Source organism: Butyricimonas sp. (genome assembly GCF_019423355.1).
In the GTDB taxonomy this organism is placed as follows: domain Bacteria; phylum Bacteroidota; class Bacteroidia; order Bacteroidales; family Marinifilaceae; genus Butyricimonas; species Butyricimonas faecihominis.
On record NZ_JAHZBP010000003.1, the window covers coordinates 166,949 to 184,091 of the forward strand.

Annotated in this window: 13 protein-coding genes; 11 read left to right on the forward strand and 2 right to left on the reverse strand. The window is 43.1% G+C overall.

Features of this window, described 5'->3' with window-relative positions; all coding sequences use genetic code 11:
• The first annotated feature begins 14 nt into the window (after positions 1 to 14).
• Genes QVC79_RS05710 through QVC79_RS05730 form a run of 5 tightly spaced genes read left to right on the forward strand, consistent with a single transcriptional unit; the run spans position 15 to position 5,616 of the window.
• Positions 15 to 1,169 (forward strand): DUF5074 domain-containing protein, encoded by a 1,155-nt coding sequence (locus QVC79_RS05710; RefSeq protein ID WP_270594338.1) that lies wholly within the window; start codon positions 15 to 17, stop codon positions 1,167 to 1,169.
• A gap of 10 nt (positions 1,170 to 1,179) precedes the next feature.
• Positions 1,180 to 3,198, forward strand: coding sequence for a TonB-dependent receptor plug domain-containing protein (locus QVC79_RS05715; protein ID WP_270594337.1), 2,019 nt, complete (start codon positions 1,180 to 1,182; stop codon positions 3,196 to 3,198).
• 42 nt (positions 3,199 to 3,240) lie between these two features.
• Positions 3,241 to 3,834, forward strand: a complete 594-nt coding sequence (locus QVC79_RS05720; RefSeq protein ID WP_287642445.1) for a DUF5074 domain-containing protein — start codon at positions 3,241 to 3,243, stop codon at positions 3,832 to 3,834.
• Positions 3,779 to 4,603 (forward strand): DUF5074 domain-containing protein, encoded by an 825-nt coding sequence (locus tag QVC79_RS05725; protein WP_287642446.1) that lies wholly within the window; start codon positions 3,779 to 3,781, stop codon positions 4,601 to 4,603. The genes QVC79_RS05720 and QVC79_RS05725 overlap by 56 nt, the downstream gene beginning before the upstream one ends.
• 8 nt (positions 4,604 to 4,611) lie before the next feature.
• On the forward strand, positions 4,612 to 5,616 hold the full coding sequence (locus QVC79_RS05730; RefSeq protein WP_270594334.1) for a PKD domain-containing protein: 1,005 nt from the start codon (positions 4,612 to 4,614) through the stop codon (positions 5,614 to 5,616).
• A gap of 76 nt (positions 5,617 to 5,692) precedes the next feature.
• Here the strand turns inward: QVC79_RS05730 and QVC79_RS05735 are convergent, their stop codons facing one another.
• Complete coding sequence (locus QVC79_RS05735) at positions 5,693 to 6,511, reverse strand: GIN domain-containing protein (protein ID WP_270594332.1); 819 nt, start codon at positions 6,509 to 6,511, stop codon at positions 5,693 to 5,695.
• Between the two features lie 75 nt (positions 6,512 to 6,586).
• Positions 6,587 to 7,180, reverse strand: a complete 594-nt coding sequence (locus tag QVC79_RS05740; RefSeq protein ID WP_270594331.1) for a MarC family protein — start codon at positions 7,178 to 7,180, stop codon at positions 6,587 to 6,589.
• 116 nt (positions 7,181 to 7,296) lie between these two features.
• On the opposite strand from QVC79_RS05740, the gene QVC79_RS05745 reads away from it, so the two are divergent.
• From QVC79_RS05745 to QVC79_RS05770, 6 genes are all read left to right on the forward strand, one after another.
• Positions 7,297 to 7,854, forward strand: a complete 558-nt coding sequence (locus tag QVC79_RS05745) for an RNA polymerase sigma-70 factor (RefSeq protein WP_270594330.1) — start codon at positions 7,297 to 7,299, stop codon at positions 7,852 to 7,854.
• Positions 7,855 to 7,912: 58 nt separating this feature from the next.
• On the forward strand, positions 7,913 to 9,073 hold the full coding sequence (locus QVC79_RS05750; protein WP_270594329.1) for a FecR family protein: 1,161 nt from the start codon (positions 7,913 to 7,915) through the stop codon (positions 9,071 to 9,073).
• Positions 9,074 to 9,215: 142 nt separating this feature from the next.
• Entirely contained in the window at positions 9,216 to 12,842 is a 3,627-nt protein-coding gene (locus QVC79_RS05755; RefSeq protein WP_270594327.1) for a SusC/RagA family TonB-linked outer membrane protein, read from the forward strand.
• 11 nt (positions 12,843 to 12,853) lie between these two features.
• A complete protein-coding gene (locus tag QVC79_RS05760; protein ID WP_270594326.1) occupies positions 12,854 to 14,581 on the forward strand; it encodes a RagB/SusD family nutrient uptake outer membrane protein in 1,728 nt (575 codons plus the stop codon).
• Complete coding sequence (locus tag QVC79_RS05765) at positions 14,578 to 15,744, forward strand: hypothetical protein (RefSeq protein WP_270594325.1); 1,167 nt, start codon at positions 14,578 to 14,580, stop codon at positions 15,742 to 15,744. Before QVC79_RS05760 ends, QVC79_RS05765 begins: the two co-directional genes overlap by 4 nt.
• 20 nt (positions 15,745 to 15,764) lie before the next feature.
• A complete protein-coding gene (locus QVC79_RS05770; RefSeq protein ID WP_270594323.1) occupies positions 15,765 to 17,126 on the forward strand; it encodes a TlpA family protein disulfide reductase in 1,362 nt (453 codons plus the stop codon).
• The last annotated feature ends 17 nt before the right edge of the window (positions 17,127 to 17,143 follow it).

Genomic DNA, 17,143 nt, shown 5'->3' on the forward strand with positions numbered 1-17,143 from the left:
ATTAAAAGGGATTTATGTTTGTGAAGAGGTTATTTTATATTTTTGCTATTATATGGCTAGGAATAACGCTTGTGTCGTGTGATAAGCCGGGAGTGCCTTATCCTAGGGGAATGATGGGCGAAGGGGATATCGAGGCCCTTGTGCTGAACGAGGGAAAACTTAACTCGAATACCGGAACGATTTCGGTGATATACAAGGACGGTAATGTCGTGGCCGATGCTTTTCAGGATGTGAACCATCGCCCTATGGGGGATGTGGCACAGTCGATCACGCTGATAAACGGGAAGTATTTCGTGGCGATGAATAACTCGAAAAAGATAGAGATTGTTGATCCGGTAACCTTTAAATCTGTGGGGACAATTCTTTACACGCAGGCGGGGTATCCCCGGCAAGTGGTGTCGATTTCCTCCACGGAGGCAGTCGTTTCCGATCTCAACCGGCAATTAGTACGTATTCGGACGGTTGCTCCTTACGGGGGACCATTGGAGTATATTTCTATTCCCCGGGCCGTAGAGTATCTGACTGTGGTAGATAATAAAGTGTTCGGAATAACGCAGGGAGGCTTGTACGTGTTTGATGCTGATAATATCAAGAAGGAACAGGCTCGGGTTGTCAAGGATATATATAATGAGGAGTACACGAAAACTTGTCAGTTGCTCGTGGATAAGGAGGGCATGATTTGGGGGTTGATGAACGAGCAGGAAGGCGGACAGGTAACAGGTATCACGTTGAAATGTGTGGACCCCAAGCGGGAGAAGGTGGTGAAATCATATACTTTGCCTTTCGGGGACCCGAATTCCCAGACGCCGGGTGAAATTATCGGTTATATCAATTATAACCGCACGGATATTGATCCCACGGGGACTTGGATTTATTTCAGCGTGAAAACTCGTTCGGCCGAAGAAAATAAGGAGGGGGTGAAGGAACAGCAGAGTGTATTCCGGATGAACGTGGAAACGGGAGAATTCAGTCGTTATTATGACTTGCAGAAAGTCGGAATGATGTACGGTTTTGCTGTTAGTCCGGAGGGGGATATTTATTTATGTGATTGTTTGGATTACACGGCGCAAAGGGGGTATGTTCGGCATTACCTGAAAGATGGGACGAAGAGCAGTCATAAGGTCGGGATTTATCCCGGACAAGTTTATTTTCCTGAAAATCAACGTTAAATGGCGAATAATGCTTAAAAGGATAGCGATAGGATTGTGTGCTTGTTTCGCCTTGGGCGGGATGAGGGTTGAGGCCCAGAAGAAGGACCCCGTGGCGATGTACGGGGTGATTGACACGGTGCAGGTGGTCAGTCAGCGTGTTCGCCATGCTAACGAGGCGAACGCGGGGGCGAAGGTGAGTCGCATTGACCCGGAGATTATGCGGGCGAATAAAACCCGTTCGCTAGCGGAATTGTTGACGGATTACACGGCTATTTACGTTAAAAGTCTGGGAATGGGAGCCTTGTCAACGGCATCCTTCCGGGGGGCCAGTCCCTCGCAGACCCGGGTGAACTGGAACGGGATTAATATTACCCCACCGATGTCGGGAACGTTCGATTTTTCACAGATACCGGTGTTCTTCACGGATAATGTCAACTTGTATTACGGGAGCAGTCACGTGAAGAACGGGACGGGGGCTATCGGGGGAAGCGTGAACCTCTTTACCGATCCGGATTGGAACGCGGGCGTGAGCGGGAAGGCGTTGGGAGAATACGGTTCTTACGGGACTTACACGACAGGTGCGCAGGTGAACGCTGGCGGGATGAAATCGAGTTTTAAGACTCGCTTGTATTATCAACATTCTGATAATAATTATACTTATCTGAATAAGATTTTGACGAACGAGCCTTTCCGAGAGAAGCGGCAAGATGCCGATTACACGCAATGGGCCGCGATGCAGGAGGGATATTTTCGTTTGTCTCCTTATACTCGGTTGACGGCAGTTGCATGGTATCAAGAAGGGAAACGAATGTTGCCACCCGCGCTTGGGGTGGTAAACCAGTCACACGAGCAACAGCGGGAAGTGAACGTGCGAGCGTACTCGGGATTGGATTTTACCCGGGGACTACATGCTTTGCATATGAAAGCGGCATGGCTGTATTACCGGCAGGAGTATGATAAATGGTATGCGGGGGGATTGTTCGATCCCGAAGGAAATAAGAATCAATCGCACACGTGGCAAGGGATTGCTGATTACACGTTTACCCCAAGAGAGAATCTTGTGTTAGGGACAAGCTTGACTTATTCGCATGATTTGATTCGGGTGAGTAGTTATATAGATGTTGATTCTTCGAAGTACACGTTGGGAGACGTGGATTATGATATCCCGGAAGTGGAACCGTCGTTCCGGCATAACCGGGACGTGCTTTCTTGGCAGGTTTCTGCGTTGTGGTCTCCGGTGAGGTGGATGATGTTGAACGGGCAGTATATGTTCGAACAGAATGATAGCCGGGGGGTGTCCACGTGGTCGGCGGGGATGGTGTTCAACTTGTGGGAGAAGGAGTTGCAGGTGAAAGGGAATGTGGCCTATAATTATCGCTTTCCGAGTATGAATGACCTCTATTGGAGACCGGGAGGAAACCCGGACGTGAAACCGGAAGACGGGTATTCGTATGACGCATCGGTGGCTTACCGGAAACAGTTGTACCGAGGGTTGTTTTTGGACGCAGAGGTTTCCGGCTATTTGATGTATATCGACAACTGGATATTGTGGTTGCCGAAGGACGGGAATCAATGGATCTGGACACCCCAGAATCACCGGAACGTGCGTTCGGAGGGGATGGAGTTGTACGGGAAGTTAACTTACGCGATCGGTGATCTGAAGGCTAACGTGTCGGGTAATTACAGTTGGTCGCAATCCCGTACTCGTAAGAAACAGCACGTGGATGACGGGTCGTATATGAAACAGATTCCTTACGTGCCGCGGTTCAAGTGGAATGTGCGGGTTGCTGCCGATTACCGTGGAGTTTTTTTCTCGTGGCAGGTGACGTATATCGGACGGCGTTTTATCACAACGGATCAAGAGTACGCCACGGATCCCTATTCGGTGCATAATGTTTTGGCGGGTTACCGCTACACGTTCTGTAACGGGATGAGCTTGACGCCGCAAGTGCGGGTGGATAACTTGTTGGACACGTATTACGAGTCCACGCAGTATTACCCGATGCCGTTGAGGAATTGCCTCGTGTCGTTGATGTGGGAGTTTTAGGAAAATGAATAAATAGTTATTTTATATTATACAATGAAGATTATGAAGAAGTTTTATTTAGTGTTTTTAGTTTTAGGAATGTTTGTGGGATTTCTAAGTTCTTGTGATGATGATGATAAGTACAGACCCGATGCGCTGGAGCTAGAAATTGTGAGTAAGAGTGGAGCATTTACCGTTGCAAAAGAAGATACTTTGTTTTTGAAGGCGAAACTGAACAATCCGCAAGAAGTGAAATTTAGCTGGACAATGAATGGGCAACAAGTTTCCTCGGATTCAGTTTATATGTTTATTGCTGCAAATATGGGGAACTATAAAATTGATGTAAAGGCCACTGATGGCAAAGAAGAAACAACCGTAAGTGCATCAGTTGAAGTCTATGGAAAATATAAATATGGAACATTTATATTGAATGAAGGACAAGTTTGGAAAGAACATTACGGTACTCTTGCCTTTATTAGTCCCAAAGGAATCGTTACCGATAGTGTCTATTACAAGGAGAACGGGGGATCGCTCGGTGGGGGTACACAAGATTTGTACATTAGAAACAACAAGTTATATATCATATCTCAAAACGGTGGGAATGACGGAGGTTTTTTTAACCATAGCGAACGCGGAAACATTGAAAAAGGAAAGTAGTTACGAAGATGAATTGGGAAGTACGTTGTCAATGCCATCTCATATTGCCGTTCTTGATGATAATGATATTTACATTCGCGATAACAATGGCGTATATCGTTTTAATCCATCATCCAAGGTCCTAACCTTTATTGAAGGTTCTGTTAGAGCGAACAAAACGACAATGGCCGTTGCAAACGGTAAAGTTTTTGCGGCACAAAGCAATAAACTTATCGTTATCGAATCGAACAAGTCTTCCATTTCAAAAGAAATACCTGTTAGCGGTGACATTTCTGGTGTTATCCCATCTTCCGATGGTAATATATGGCTTGCTTGTAGTGCCAGTGGAGAAGAGCCAGCAAAGATTATAAAACTTGATGCACAGAGCTATTCCATGCAAGAGAATTCTATTGAAAATGAAACGGCAGCCAAGATATTGAACGGCGGTTGGAATGCAACTCCTTACATTACAGCCAAAGGAGACACATTATACATGGGTGGTGGTAGTAAACCAATGCCCGTTTATCGTCATGTTTTCAGTCAGAAGAAAACGGAGTTCATGGGAGATATGGCTGAGGGACTGGATCATGTTCAAACTTTATATAATTGCATCGCTGTACATCCTATTACTGGAGAGGTTTACGCTAATATTATTTCGAGCTATAGTTTGGATCCTGAAAATAAAATCTGTGTTTTTGATTTTAATAATGATAAATTGGCATTGAAGGCCAATTATAAAGGATATACAGAATGTCCTGCTGGTGTATTTTTTACTTATAATTTTGAATGATAACGTTCATGAAGAAGAGTTTATGTTATATTTTAGCTATTCTGTGTTTTGCTGGAACGTGGAGTTCTTGTAGTGATGATGGAGGGGATGATAGGGAAGAGCCGCTTACGGCTCCGGAAGTATCTGTTCAGAATTTAAGTTTGAAGGATGCTGTTCTTCCCGGAAAAACTGTGAGATTGAGAGCGAATGTCATTAATACGACAGAGGCAGGCTTGCAGTGGTTCGTGGATGGGAAGAAAGTGTCGTCTGATACAATTTTCGAGTTTTCATCCATGAAGGAAGGGGTTTTCCGGATTAAGGTGACTGCTTTTAATAGGCTTGGTGCGGCATCTGATAGTTTGGACATTCAGGTGATGGATGGGTTCAAAATATCGGATATTACGAACTGGACGGGGAGTGGCGAGAATCAATCGGTGTTGGCCATACAATGGATTACCGGAGAGGTGGAAGATTGGTCACATCCTGAAGATCGTGATGTTTTCTTTCGTGCTTGGGGGTATAAATGGGAAAAAGCAAATCCTCCTACGGGACATGATATGATCGTGGATATTGCTAAAAAAGATCCTCGTCTGTTTATTATCGTGGCATCTGATGATAATCTTGGAATGACAATAAGGGGATTCGGTTACGATATTGATGGTGATGGAATTGAAATTCAAAGTGAAGATCTTGAATATGGGGATAGAACGTTGAAAGGAATACATTTGACGGAGGCAGATTTCAAGGATGGTGTTTATGAACAGAAAGAGGCTGATGTCAATATGGATGGTTTTAACGTAATTTCAGGAGGGGATTACTGGATTGGTGGATGGTATGTCGTTTATCCTTCTTATTGGCTGGGAAGTGGAGTGGCTGTATTAGAATCGAAAGAATATGAATATTCTGGTCTTTATGCAGGTAATCGCTTGCTGGAAAATGAGGAATGGCATACTTGGACATTCTCCCCGATCAATAATGCAGAGAAAAATATTTTACCAATACCTCGTTTGTTAAAGGCAGCGCCAAACAATTAGTATAAAGGTATTTTGTTGATACAAATAAATGGGAGAAACAATTTTTCGTTTCCCCCATTTTATATTAGACGAATAACTATTTCTCGTATTCTTTTTTGTCCTCTAAGAATTTTGAGGAGATCTTGTTGATATTGGAAGCTCCCGATGAGTGTAGGGAGAGGATGATCGGATCGCCGGAGTATGTGGCTTTCGCGGCACCGGAGGTGTGAAGACTGATTTTTTCTTTGACTTGAAAATGAGCTTTTGCAGCTCCCGATACTTCTGCTTTCAGTTCGTTTATCGGAAAGTCTTCCAGGTTTGCTTTTGAGGCTCCCGATACTTCCATTTTGCAGTGTATGGTGTTACCTTTAAGGGAGAGGTTTGAGGCCCCGCTAATGTCGAAGGTTGATTCGGGACTGGTCATTTGTCCTTTGAGGTTTGAGGCACCACTTAGTTCTATGTCAAGTTTTTCTTTTACTAGGAAGTCTCCATTCATAAGCATTTTACTGGCTCCGGAGAGGTCCACTTTTAGCTTGGTTGTCGTGAAATCCCCGATGGTTTCCATTTTACAGACTCCGGTTAACTCCACGTTGTCAAGGCTGGTAAAGGTAATCTCTGCCGTGAAACGATCGTCGTCGTTGTTTCTTTTGTTTTTGGTGGTGATTTTCCCATCAATGTAAATATGTAATTTTCCTGCGGGATCCAGTTTCAGGACGAGTTGTTTTTCAAGTCGAGCCGGAATGTTTACCGTGACTCCGGTTGCATTACCTTGTTTAGCCGTTATACTGAAGATTCCGTGTGCCTCGATTCCGGTAATCTTTTGTCCTTGAAAGCGGGAGATGCTGATTTGTTCCTGTGCGAATGCTCCGGTTATTGTGAGGCAGAGCATGAAAATGACAAACGATATTTTTTTCATAATGATCTGTTTTATGATGGGACGCTTAAAGGTAACGAAAAGTTACAGGACTCGGTAGGAAAGGTGGGAATTTTATTATATCAATGATTCCAGCAAGGCATTTAGGTTGGAAGTGAAGATTTTTACCGACATGGCAAGCAGGATGATCCCGAAGAATTTCCGTAAAATGTAGACACCGCCTTTTCCTAGTACTCGTTCCACGAGATAGACGTTACGTAAGACGACGTACACGACAATCATGTTGAGGAGGATGGCGATGATGATGCTGAACACGCTGCATTCCGCTTTGAGGGTTAAGGTCGTGGCCAAGGCTCCGGCTCCGGCAATCAGCGGGAAGATAACCGGGACGATTGTCGCCGATCCTTCCGGACCGTCGTTTCGAAAGATTTCGATATTGAATGTCATCTCGACGGCCAGTACGAAAAGAACGAGCGCACCCGCGAGGGCAAAGGAGGAGATGTCGATGTTGAATAGTTTCAAGAGTCCATCTCCGGCAAACAGAAACGTGATGAATATAACAAGAGATATTCCCGCGGCTTTTCCTGCATTAACTTTTTTACCTGCACTGTTGAGCCCGATAATAATGGGGGTTGATCCCGTGATGTCGATCACGGCAAAAAGAACCATAAAGGCGGTGAATATTTCTTTTATATTAATGCTAAAGTCCATGTTTCTATTTTCTGCTTGCAAAGATAAAGATAAAAACTGAAATTAGGAGAAAGGAAGGGATTTTGAAAAAAGTCGTATATTTGTGATGCTCGGGTGTAAAATTTTATTTGGTGTCAATGGATGATTTGAATAGTATATTTATCCGTCAAATAAACGAAAAACAGGAAAAAGCTTTTCATGAGTTGTTTCTACGTTTTTTTAATTATCTCGTTGTGTATGCCATGAGGCGAGTACAGCGACGGGATGTGGCGGAGGATATTGTGCAGGAGGTTTTCGTGAATGTGTGGGAGGGAGATAAGGAGTTTAACTCGTATGTCGGTTTCAGGGCTTTTCTTTATAATGCCGTGGCGAATAGGTGTATGGATTATTTAAAACATCAAGTTGTAGAAGATCGATATGCTACGGCGGTCATGAAAGAGGAACATGAATGGGATGAGTTGGATATGGCAGAAGAGGAGATGTACCGGGAGTTGCATCTCGTGGTGCAGGAATTGCCGGAGCGAAGTCGTGCGGTGTTTGAGTTACACTTGGAAGGGAAGAAGAACGAGGAGATTGCTCAACTGCTTGCTTTATCAGTACTTACCGTGAAGTCCTATAAGAAAAATGCCATGCAATATTTAAGAAAGCGCTTGGGTGATGCACATTTTTTATTATTAGTCGGTAAATTTTTTTAAATCGGATACCCTCTTTTTGTTTTCGTGGTCGTATTAGGAGTAAAATATGATCATAGATATGGATTATAAAAATGAAATAGGTCATTTGCTTCAAAAGTATTTCTCTGGAACGATCATGCCGGACGAACAGCGTTTGTTGGATAGTTGGATGAAGGAGAAGGAAGAGCATAAACAGTTGTTCGAGAGATTGCGGAAAGATACTCGTTTCGCGGAGGAATACGGGATATTTCGAGAGGTGGATACGACTCGGGCTTGGGAGGCTTTCCGTGTGAAAAACGGGCTTGGGCGACAACGACGGATGACTACATGGATCAAGTATGCGGCTGTAATTGCATTACCTTTGCTTGTTGCTGGGGTATGGCTGTTGTTTCCTCGTGGAGGTGAGCAATCAATACCGGTGGCTCAAAATACGAAAATCGTGAAACGGGAGGTGAGTCCTGTTTTGGAGGTTGTTGGTGGAGGTAAAGTGATACTGGAGAAGGAAAAGGATAAAATGATCGAGGCCGGTAGGGGTGTTGAAGTTCAACAAAGTTCCGGAATGCTGGTGTATTCGGATTCGGTTGTGTCAGAGTATGTGGATACGAATGTGTTGAGGATTCCCAAGGGTGGTGAGTTTAAGTTACAATTAGCAGATGGGACACAGGTGTATTTGAATTCAGCGACGGATTTAAGGTATCCGGTGGCTTTTACCGGGTCGGAACGACGGGTGTACTTGAAAGGAGAGGCTTATTTCGAGGTGGCAAAAGATGCGGAACATCCGTTTATCGTGGTTACGGATGACGTACAGGTACGGGTGTACGGGACTTCATTTAACGTGAATACGCTTGGTGCTGATGGGGTTCGTACCGTGCTGGTGGAAGGAAAAGTAGGGATTCGAGGTCAGGATTCGGACCGGGAGTTCGTGTTGAAACCGAACGAGCTTGCGTTTTATGACCGGAATTCCCGTGATATGAAAATTGAAACGGTCGATCCCGATTTATATACTCTTTGGCGAAAAGGAATTTTCGTGTTCGAGCGGGAGACACTGGAAAATATCATGAATACTCTTTCTTTATGGTATGACATGGAGGTGTTTTTCCAGTCGGAGAGTGCCAAGAAGTTGCATTTTTCGGGACACATGAAACGTTATGAACAGATTGAAGATATTTTACACGCAATAACGGATGCTACGGGGGTCGTGTTTACGATAAACGATAGAACCGTATGTGTATCAAGATAAAACGGAAGGTCGGCAAACCCTCCGTCTTTATTTCAAGAAGACAATAAACCTCGCATTGGAACCGTGAGGGTTTATTGAATGTTGAATTTATTACCACAAATGTATGAAAAAAAAACGATTATGTTTTCGATTGCCACGGGGCATGAGAGAAAAAATTGAAAAAGTGATGAAACTTTTCTGGATTTTAATGTGTGTGTTCACCTTTTCTGTTTCGGCGGAATCGCTTGCTCAACAGGAAAGAGTCAGTCTGAATCTGAAAGACGTGGCGGTACGGGCCTTGTTTGACGAGATTCAGAAGCAAACGAATCTGTATTTTGTTTTTAACACGGAGTTGACGGATCGTTTGGGGCAGTTGTCCGTGAACGTGAAAAACGAGACGGTGGAAAACGTGTTGCAACAGATTCTGAAAGGAACGGGATTGACGTACAAGTTCCGGGGAGACTTGATCGTGATTCAACAGGAGGATAAGAAAGAGGATGTAAAAAAAGGCAAGAGAATAGTCGGAATAGTTATTGATGAGAACTCGGGTGATGTTTTACCGGGTGTAACCGTAAAATTATGCTCGGAATCTTCCGTGGCTTTAGGGACGGCGACGGATTATCAGGGGCGTTTTGTATTGACATTGCCCGTGGTTAAGGGGGCATTGGAGTTCTCTTTCGTGGGTTATGAGACTCAGAAAATGAATTTTACGGAGAGGACGGATAGCTTGAGAGTGGTGTTGAGAGAGAAAATGAACGAGTTGGAGGATGTCGTGGTGACCGGTTATCAGCAAATTGATCGGCGACATTTGACTGCAGCTGTTACAACTGTTAAAATGAGTGATATTGATGTCCCGGGCGTGAATCGTATTGATCAGATGCTGGAAGGACGTATTCCCGGTATGACTTTTATGCAGAATAGCGGTCAGGTGGGAGCTACTCCGAAATTGAGAATACGGGGAACTTCTTCTATTTTGGGTAATCAGGAACCGTTGTGGGTAGTGGATGGAATTATTCAGCAAGATCCGGTGAATATCGATCCTCAACAGTTGAATGATTTGGATTTCGTGAATTTGTTGGGGAACGCTATTGCCGGGTTGAATCCGGATGACGTGGAGCAGATTGACGTGTTGAAGGATGCGGCCGCCACGGCGTTGTATGGGGTGCGGGCTGCCAATGGAGTTATCGTCATCACCACGAAAAAAGGGAAGGTGGGTCCCCCGAAGTTATCATATTCGTTGACAGGTACGTTTTCCACTCGTCCCCGGTATTCGGATAGAGGGGTGAATTTGATGAATTCCAAAGAAAGAGTGGATGTTTCTCGGGAATTGATGGAACGGGGAGTCCGTTATACTGGTATGTACAATAGTTTTACGGATTGGACCGGGTACGAGAAGGCATATCTGGATTATTTTAAATATGGTTCTATCAGTTTCAATGATTTTAAAGAGCGTTCCGCTTATTACGAGACGTTGAATACGGACTGGCTTGATCTTTTATGTCGGGATGTGTTCTCGCATAATCATTCGTTGAGTATCAGCGGGGGAAATGAGAGTGCTAAATATTATGCTTCTTTTGGATATGCAAATGAAGAGGGGAATATTAAAGGGGAGAAGAATGAGCGTTACACGGCGAGTGTACGAGTAACAGTGCAACATAAGAGATTGCAAATGCAATTCGGTGTTTCCGGTAATGTTCAGGATAAAACCTATAACCCCAGTGAACTTGGTATTATGAATTATGCTTATAATATGACCCGGGCGATTCCACTCTACGGTGAGGACGGGGAGTTGTACACGTATAAAAAGGGGAATTATCCATTTAATATCATTCGGGAAATGGAGGAGTCTGATTATACAATTAATCAGAGGAATGCGAGTGCGAATGCACAAGTCCAGTATCGTTTTACAGATGCATTCAAGTTAATAGGTACGGCTTCTTATTCCATGGGAACTTCCGATGATGAAACGTGGTATGGCGAGAACTCGAATTATATCCTTAAATTGAAAGATGCGAATTCGTCCATGACTAGGAGTGAATGTCCTTTTGGTGGGGAGTTGAAAACAAATTCTAATCGTAGTAGTTCTTATACATTCCGGGTACAAGCGGATTACAGCAAGTTTTGGGATAAAAATAAGGACCATTTTACGAATGCTTCTATCGGTTGGGAATTGTCATCTTCTAAATATAATACTACGGCAAACACGGAGCGGGGGTATCTGAAAGATCGGGGAATGACTTTCGCCGCGTTAAAAGGGGAGGATTATTCCAAGTATCCGAAATATTTTGATTGGGTGATTCGGAATTATCCGAAATATAGTAAATCATTGACGAATACAACGTCGTTTTATCTTACGCTAACGTATAGTTACAAGGATCGGTATATTTTTAACGTGAATTCCCGAGCCGATTGGTCTAACGCATTCGGGAGTCGTAGTAACGAGAAACTTTTCCCTGTATGGTCTTTTTCCGGGCGTTGGAATATGACGAATGATGTCGTGAAGAATGTGAGTTGGATTAATAATCTGGCTTTACGCGTGTCTTATGGTATTCAGGGAAATATGCAAAATAATCAACCGACTCAATTGATTATCAATAAAGGTGGGTATAATTCTTCAAAAGGAGGATATACTTCGACTGTGGAGAAGTTCCCTAATCCTGATTTAAAATGGGAAAAGACGTATTCTTTTAATGCCGGGATAGATTTCAGTTTCCTTAAAGATAAAATTCAGGGGTCTATTTCCGGTTATTATAAAAAGACCGTGGATGCCTTTTTGTCCAAGACCGTGTGTGATGTGAATGGGGTGACAACTTATGTCGTGAATTCCGGTAATGTTGAAAACAAAGGTATAGAGTTGTCTTTGAACTTTAATCCGATTAACCGAGCTGTCTCGGCTAATGGGAAAAGAGGTTTTGTCTGGCGTTTTGATCCACAGATCGGGCAGACATTGAATAAGTTGTTAAACGATCGTATCAAACGGAAAGATAAAACGTTACAGGATGAATTGACTCTGTCGCAGTTTTTGAATGGTTCTGTTCAATTATCCGGAACCCCGCTGAACACTTTCTTTTCATTCAAGTATGCCGGGTTGGATAATCAAGGGAAACCGACATTTAAGGATTTGGAGGCAGATCGGGCGGAGGAATTACATGAAAAGTACAAGAATTTGTCTAAAAAGGATGTGTGGTTGGCCGTGCTGGATGAGTCCGGAACTCGGGTGCCTGTTCTTCAAGGTGGTTTTAATAATTATTTTGGTTACCGAAGTTTTAGTTTAACGGTTAATTTTTCTTATAGCATCGGTAATAAAATTAGATTGTTACGAATTGCTTCCGGAGAATATAGTGCGGTGTCTCCCAAACCGATGCAAAATTTGCGCCGGGAGTTTGTGAATCGTTGGAGAAATCCGGGAGATGAAAAAATAACCGATATTCCGGCTCTGGATATAGAAGGTGGTCAGGATAAAGGATGGTGGAATGCTAATAAATATAAAGTTGAATGGGAGCCAAGTGGTAGTGCTACGATATATTCCATGTATGATGATTCAGACTTGAGGGTCGCGAGCGGGAATTATTTGCGTTTGCAATCTTTGTCCTTACGTTATTTGTTCCCAAGGGCGTTGGCTAAGAAGTTAGGTTTTTCTTCCGGTTATTTATCCTTGTCCGGTTCGAATTTGTTTACTTGGTGTAGTAAGGACCTGAAGGGGCAATCTCCGGAACAATCTGGAACTTCCAGCGTGGTTAATATATCTGTCCGTCCGAAGTATTCGCTTAATTTGAATGTTGTTTTTTAAAACGGTATACGATGAAAAAATATAGTATATTATGGTTTGTAGTTTTATTTTGTGGATTATCTACCTCATGTAAAGATTTTTTGAACGAGTATTCACAAAATTTGGCTTATATTGAAACCGCTTCGGATTTGGAGGAGTTGTTGTTGGGAAGTGGTTACCAAGACCCCGCCATGACGATTTGTCCGGGAGCGGCAATAGCTACATTTGGAAATAAGACACAGAATCGAGATTTTATGACGTGTATCCATTTGATGGATGATGATATAAAAGAAGCTCCAGCTCCGGTTGCAAAGGAATATAAAACAAGATCGTGGCAAATCGTGGCAGGATATTACCGATGGGCGGATGATCCCGCTATCGGTTTGACGGGGATAGCGGTGCAAGATTATATATGGGCGGACTTTTATAGACGTATCGCTGTTTTGAACTCGATCATTTCAGCCATACCGGAACAACGGTCAAAGCATAAGTCCGGCGAGGAGGAGACGTTGAATCAAGTGGGGGGAGAGACTTATTTTTTGAGAGCTTGGTATTATTTTATGTTGACAAATATATACGGGGCTCCATACGATAAGAGTAATCCGAATGCTACTTGGGGTGTTCCTTTAAAATTGTCGGAAGAAGTGATCGATATTTATTATTCACGAAATACGGTAGGTGAGGTTTACGCGTCTATCGAGTCAGATTTGAAAAAAGCAATCGAATTCTTTAAGTTGTTGTCTTCGCCTAGGAAAAATGCCCAACATGGAAGTATCGATGCTTGTTACGCTTTGTTGAGTCGGGTTTATCTATACATGGAAAGATATGAAGATTGTATCGAGGTTGCGAATAAGATAGAGGGATACGGGGTGAAGAGTTTGAGTTCTTTGCCTGTCACCGAATCTTTTGCAACTTTGGAATCCGTGGAGACGATATTTTCCCATGGGCCACACGAGGCGTATTGGATTTTTGGGGACGATGCAGAGTTAGAGGTATCTAGTCGAATAGATATAGATCATTTATTAGCCACTGGTGAAATCATTATGATAACGACTCGTACGGTGAAACAGAACGGCTGGTCGTATGCTTGTTCACCCGAATTCGAGGGATTGTTTGATGAGAATGACTATCGTTTAAACCGTTTCTTCAGTCGGACGCGTTATGCGAAGAATTTGGTTCCCCGAAAGTATAAGTCAGAAATATCTATTTCCGAGTATGATCCGGTAAGTATGGATACGGTTGTTTATGCAAATACCGGAACCCCCGCATCAACTGGAGGGTGGTTACGATATCCCGAGATCCTTTTGAATAAGGCCGAGGCACAGGCTTGTTTGGGACAATCGGAAGCTGTAAATACGTTAAGGAGTTTGATGCAATATCGTTATAAAAAGATGCCAACGATTCCTTCTGGAGGAAAGGAACTTGTTGATTTTGTACGATTAGAACGGCGGAAAGAGTTATGTTATGAGGGACATCGCTGGTTTGATCTTCGTCGTTATGCTGTGAATAATACTTATCCATGTAAACGAGCCATAGAACATGTATGTTATCAAATTGCAACGGATGCAGGTGGGAGCGTAATAGCCGAGAAGGTGGGAGAGACAACGTTGGAAGAATATAATGATAATAGTTTTGGTTCATGGATGATCCCTATCCCGCAAAGTGTCATCGAATTTTGCGATGGTAATATGAAAAACCCTGTGAGAGGCGGAGTTACGGCAAATTTTGTAATTGAAAAAGAAGAGGAGGAAACGCTATGAGAAAATTAATTTATATTTTGTTAATAGGAGTATTTATAGCATGTTCCGAGGAGGAAACGTTGACTCCGATGGAAGTGAAAAACTGGTATGTTATTACTCCTACGGAAAATATGGACGAAGTGGATGATATGATTTATCGCCTATATGAGAAATATGATCTTGCAGTTTTTTACAAGGATACGATCGGGATGGAGGATCGGGGATGGAAAGATGAAAACGGAGATCCGAAGTTTTATTATGAAGTGCTTCGTTTGGATTACGATATGACAGAAATTGCCAATATCCAGACTAAGATCACGTTTAATAAGGTTGATGTTACTAATCCGGAAAGTAAGGCTGCAATGATGCCGCTATTGAAGTTGCTGAACGAGAAGTTACTGGCTTGGCTTGATGGGGTTGACGTATTTATCCCGGCAATCTTGATCGTGCAGGATATGGAAAAGGGAACGAAGCCCATGTATGTTTATCGCGGGTTTGGGGTTTTAGGTTTCGCTTTGAATGGATACGAGCAATCAAATCCGGATTCTCTCTTCCAACGGGCATTTTTACATGAAATTTGTTATGGTGCTTTGCAAGATTCTTTGTCCAGTTTTCAATCTGTTGTAACTAAGGCATTCGAAAATACATCGGCTTCACCGGCTATAATAAAAGAATGTTGGGGGGTAAATTATGAAACGTTCGTGCCTTCTTATGCGGATCGGTTGTTGAAAGTAAATAATATGCAATCCTATTATGATATGAAAGTTCTTTACATGGGAAAAAAGGAAGAGGCCTTAGCTCAACTGGAAAGAGATGATTTAACGGAAACAGAACGAAAAAAATGGGAGAGCGAGGTAAACCTTGCTAATAATGTGATTGCGGCTATGGATAAACAGTTGGACAGTTATGACGAGTATAAAGCTTACGTGGAGCAAAATTGTCCGGAGAATTTTGGATTATTGGCATTGGCTACATATAAATCCGATGGAAAAACTTATTATAATGTCCCGACAGCAGAAAATGATTTTGCTGCTTATCTGGATGCCGTTCTGGATTACGATAAGGAGGAGTTTATGAAGAAATATGAAGCTTATCCTTACGTGCAAGCGCGTTATACATTGATGGAGTATGTGCTTAAAGGGGCAGGTTTTGATTTGGAACGAATTAGAGCGGATATAAAATAAAAAGATAAATCATTTATTGTATGAAAAAGGTATTATTATTGATCACGGCAGTTTGCTGTGTTGTAGCAGTGTGTGCTCAGGATTTCACGGCAATCAAAGGAAAAGTGAAGGATCAATGGTTGTCACAGGTTAAATTATTTAAGACCGTGGATGGGACTCCGGTGGTGTGTGCGGTAAGTCGGGTGGAGGCGGATGGTAGTTTCGGTTTTCTAGTTAAGCCCGAGAAACCCGGGTTTTACGTGATAGGGGAGGATGAGCGGATGAATTTCCCCGTGTACGTGAAAGGGGGGGAAGAAATAAATATCGAGTTACAGGAAAACAAGGCTAACTTGATAGGCAAGAACACGAGGGAGAACGTGCAATTGTATAAATGGGTGGAATATGCTTATCATGTATGGCTGAAGAGTGTGTTTTTTGATAGAGTATTCAGCACGTATGAGGATTTCTTTCCTGATTTTGAAAAGTTTGTTGCCGGGTTGTCGGAGTTGAAGGCTGGTTTGAAGAGTGGTAACAAGGAGTTCGATGCATTGCTGAGAGAGTGGATTGATTATGCCACGGATTATTATGCTGTTGTTTTTTTACAAACCCCTCGATCGAAACATCCGAAGGTGTCTGATCGACCTGAGTATTACAAGCAGATTATTAATTCGAAGAAATTTGCGGATGAACGAGTGTTGGATTTTCCGAATGGAATTACGATGCTGAGATTGTACTCTATTTTTGCCGTGAACGAGAAGGATGTAAATCCGGCGGATAAGGCCCTGTACGAGCAGACTTGTTTGGAGGCGATCCCAAGTGATCGGCTGAGAGGAGAGTTTGTTGTAAGTCGTTTTTTCTCTGAGTATCGCACGTACGAGGAGTATTTGGATGGGATGAAGAAGTTCGAGAAATATTGGTTATCTCCCTCTTTAAAAGCCCGAGCGGAAGCGGTGGGAACTAAGTTGTACAAGACCCGTGCAGGTGGTGTCGCTGCTGATTTTACTTATCCGGATGTGAACGGTAAACAAGTGTCACTTTCTGATTTTAAGGGTAAGGTGGTGTTGATTGATGTCTGGGCAACTTGGTGCGCTCCTTGCCGGGGAGAGATCCCGCATTTGAAAAAGTTGGAGGAGGAGATGAAGGGTATGGATGTCGTTTTCTTGGGAGTGTCCGTGGATGAGGCTAGAAATAAACAAAAATGGTTAGATTTTATAGAGCAGGAGAAGTTAGGGGGTATTCAAGTTTTTGCTAGTGGTTGGAGTAAAATTACAAAGGATTACAAGATTAACGGGATCCCGCGTTTTATCGTGATCGACCGGAAGGGGAACGTGGTTTCTTTTGATGCTCCTCGTCCTTCGAATCCAGCTTTGAAAAAGATGTTGGAGGGAGCGTTAGGCAAGTAATGCTTTTAATGAACATG

Coding starts and splice junctions, on each gene's coding strand:
- QVC79_RS05720 (WP_287642445.1), top strand. CDS start 3,241: ATGAAGAAGTTTTATTTAGTGTTTTTAGTTTTAGGAATGTTTGTGGGA.
- QVC79_RS05745 (WP_270594330.1), top strand. CDS start 7,297: ATGGATGATTTGAATAGTATATTTATCCGTCAAATAAACGAAAAACAG.
- QVC79_RS05750 (WP_270594329.1), top strand. CDS start 7,913: ATGGATTATAAAAATGAAATAGGTCATTTGCTTCAAAAGTATTTCTCT.
- QVC79_RS05755 (WP_270594327.1), top strand. CDS start 9,216: ATGAGAGAAAAAATTGAAAAAGTGATGAAACTTTTCTGGATTTTAATG.
- QVC79_RS05740 (WP_270594331.1), bottom strand. CDS start 7,180: ATGGACTTTAGCATTAATATAAAAGAAATATTCACCGCCTTTATGGTT.
- QVC79_RS05770 (WP_270594323.1), top strand. CDS start 15,765: ATGAAAAAGGTATTATTATTGATCACGGCAGTTTGCTGTGTTGTAGCA.
- QVC79_RS05735 (WP_270594332.1), bottom strand. CDS start 6,511: ATGAAAAAAATATCGTTTGTCATTTTCATGCTCTGCCTCACAATAACC.
- QVC79_RS05725 (WP_287642446.1), top strand. CDS start 3,779: ATGACGGAGGTTTTTTTAACCATAGCGAACGCGGAAACATTGAAAAAG.
- QVC79_RS05710 (WP_270594338.1), top strand. CDS start 15: ATGTTTGTGAAGAGGTTATTTTATATTTTTGCTATTATATGGCTAGGA.
- QVC79_RS05730 (WP_270594334.1), top strand. CDS start 4,612: ATGAAGAAGAGTTTATGTTATATTTTAGCTATTCTGTGTTTTGCTGGA.
- QVC79_RS05760 (WP_270594326.1), top strand. CDS start 12,854: ATGAAAAAATATAGTATATTATGGTTTGTAGTTTTATTTTGTGGATTA.
- QVC79_RS05765 (WP_270594325.1), top strand. CDS start 14,578: ATGAGAAAATTAATTTATATTTTGTTAATAGGAGTATTTATAGCATGT.
- QVC79_RS05715 (WP_270594337.1), top strand. CDS start 1,180: ATGCTTAAAAGGATAGCGATAGGATTGTGTGCTTGTTTCGCCTTGGGC.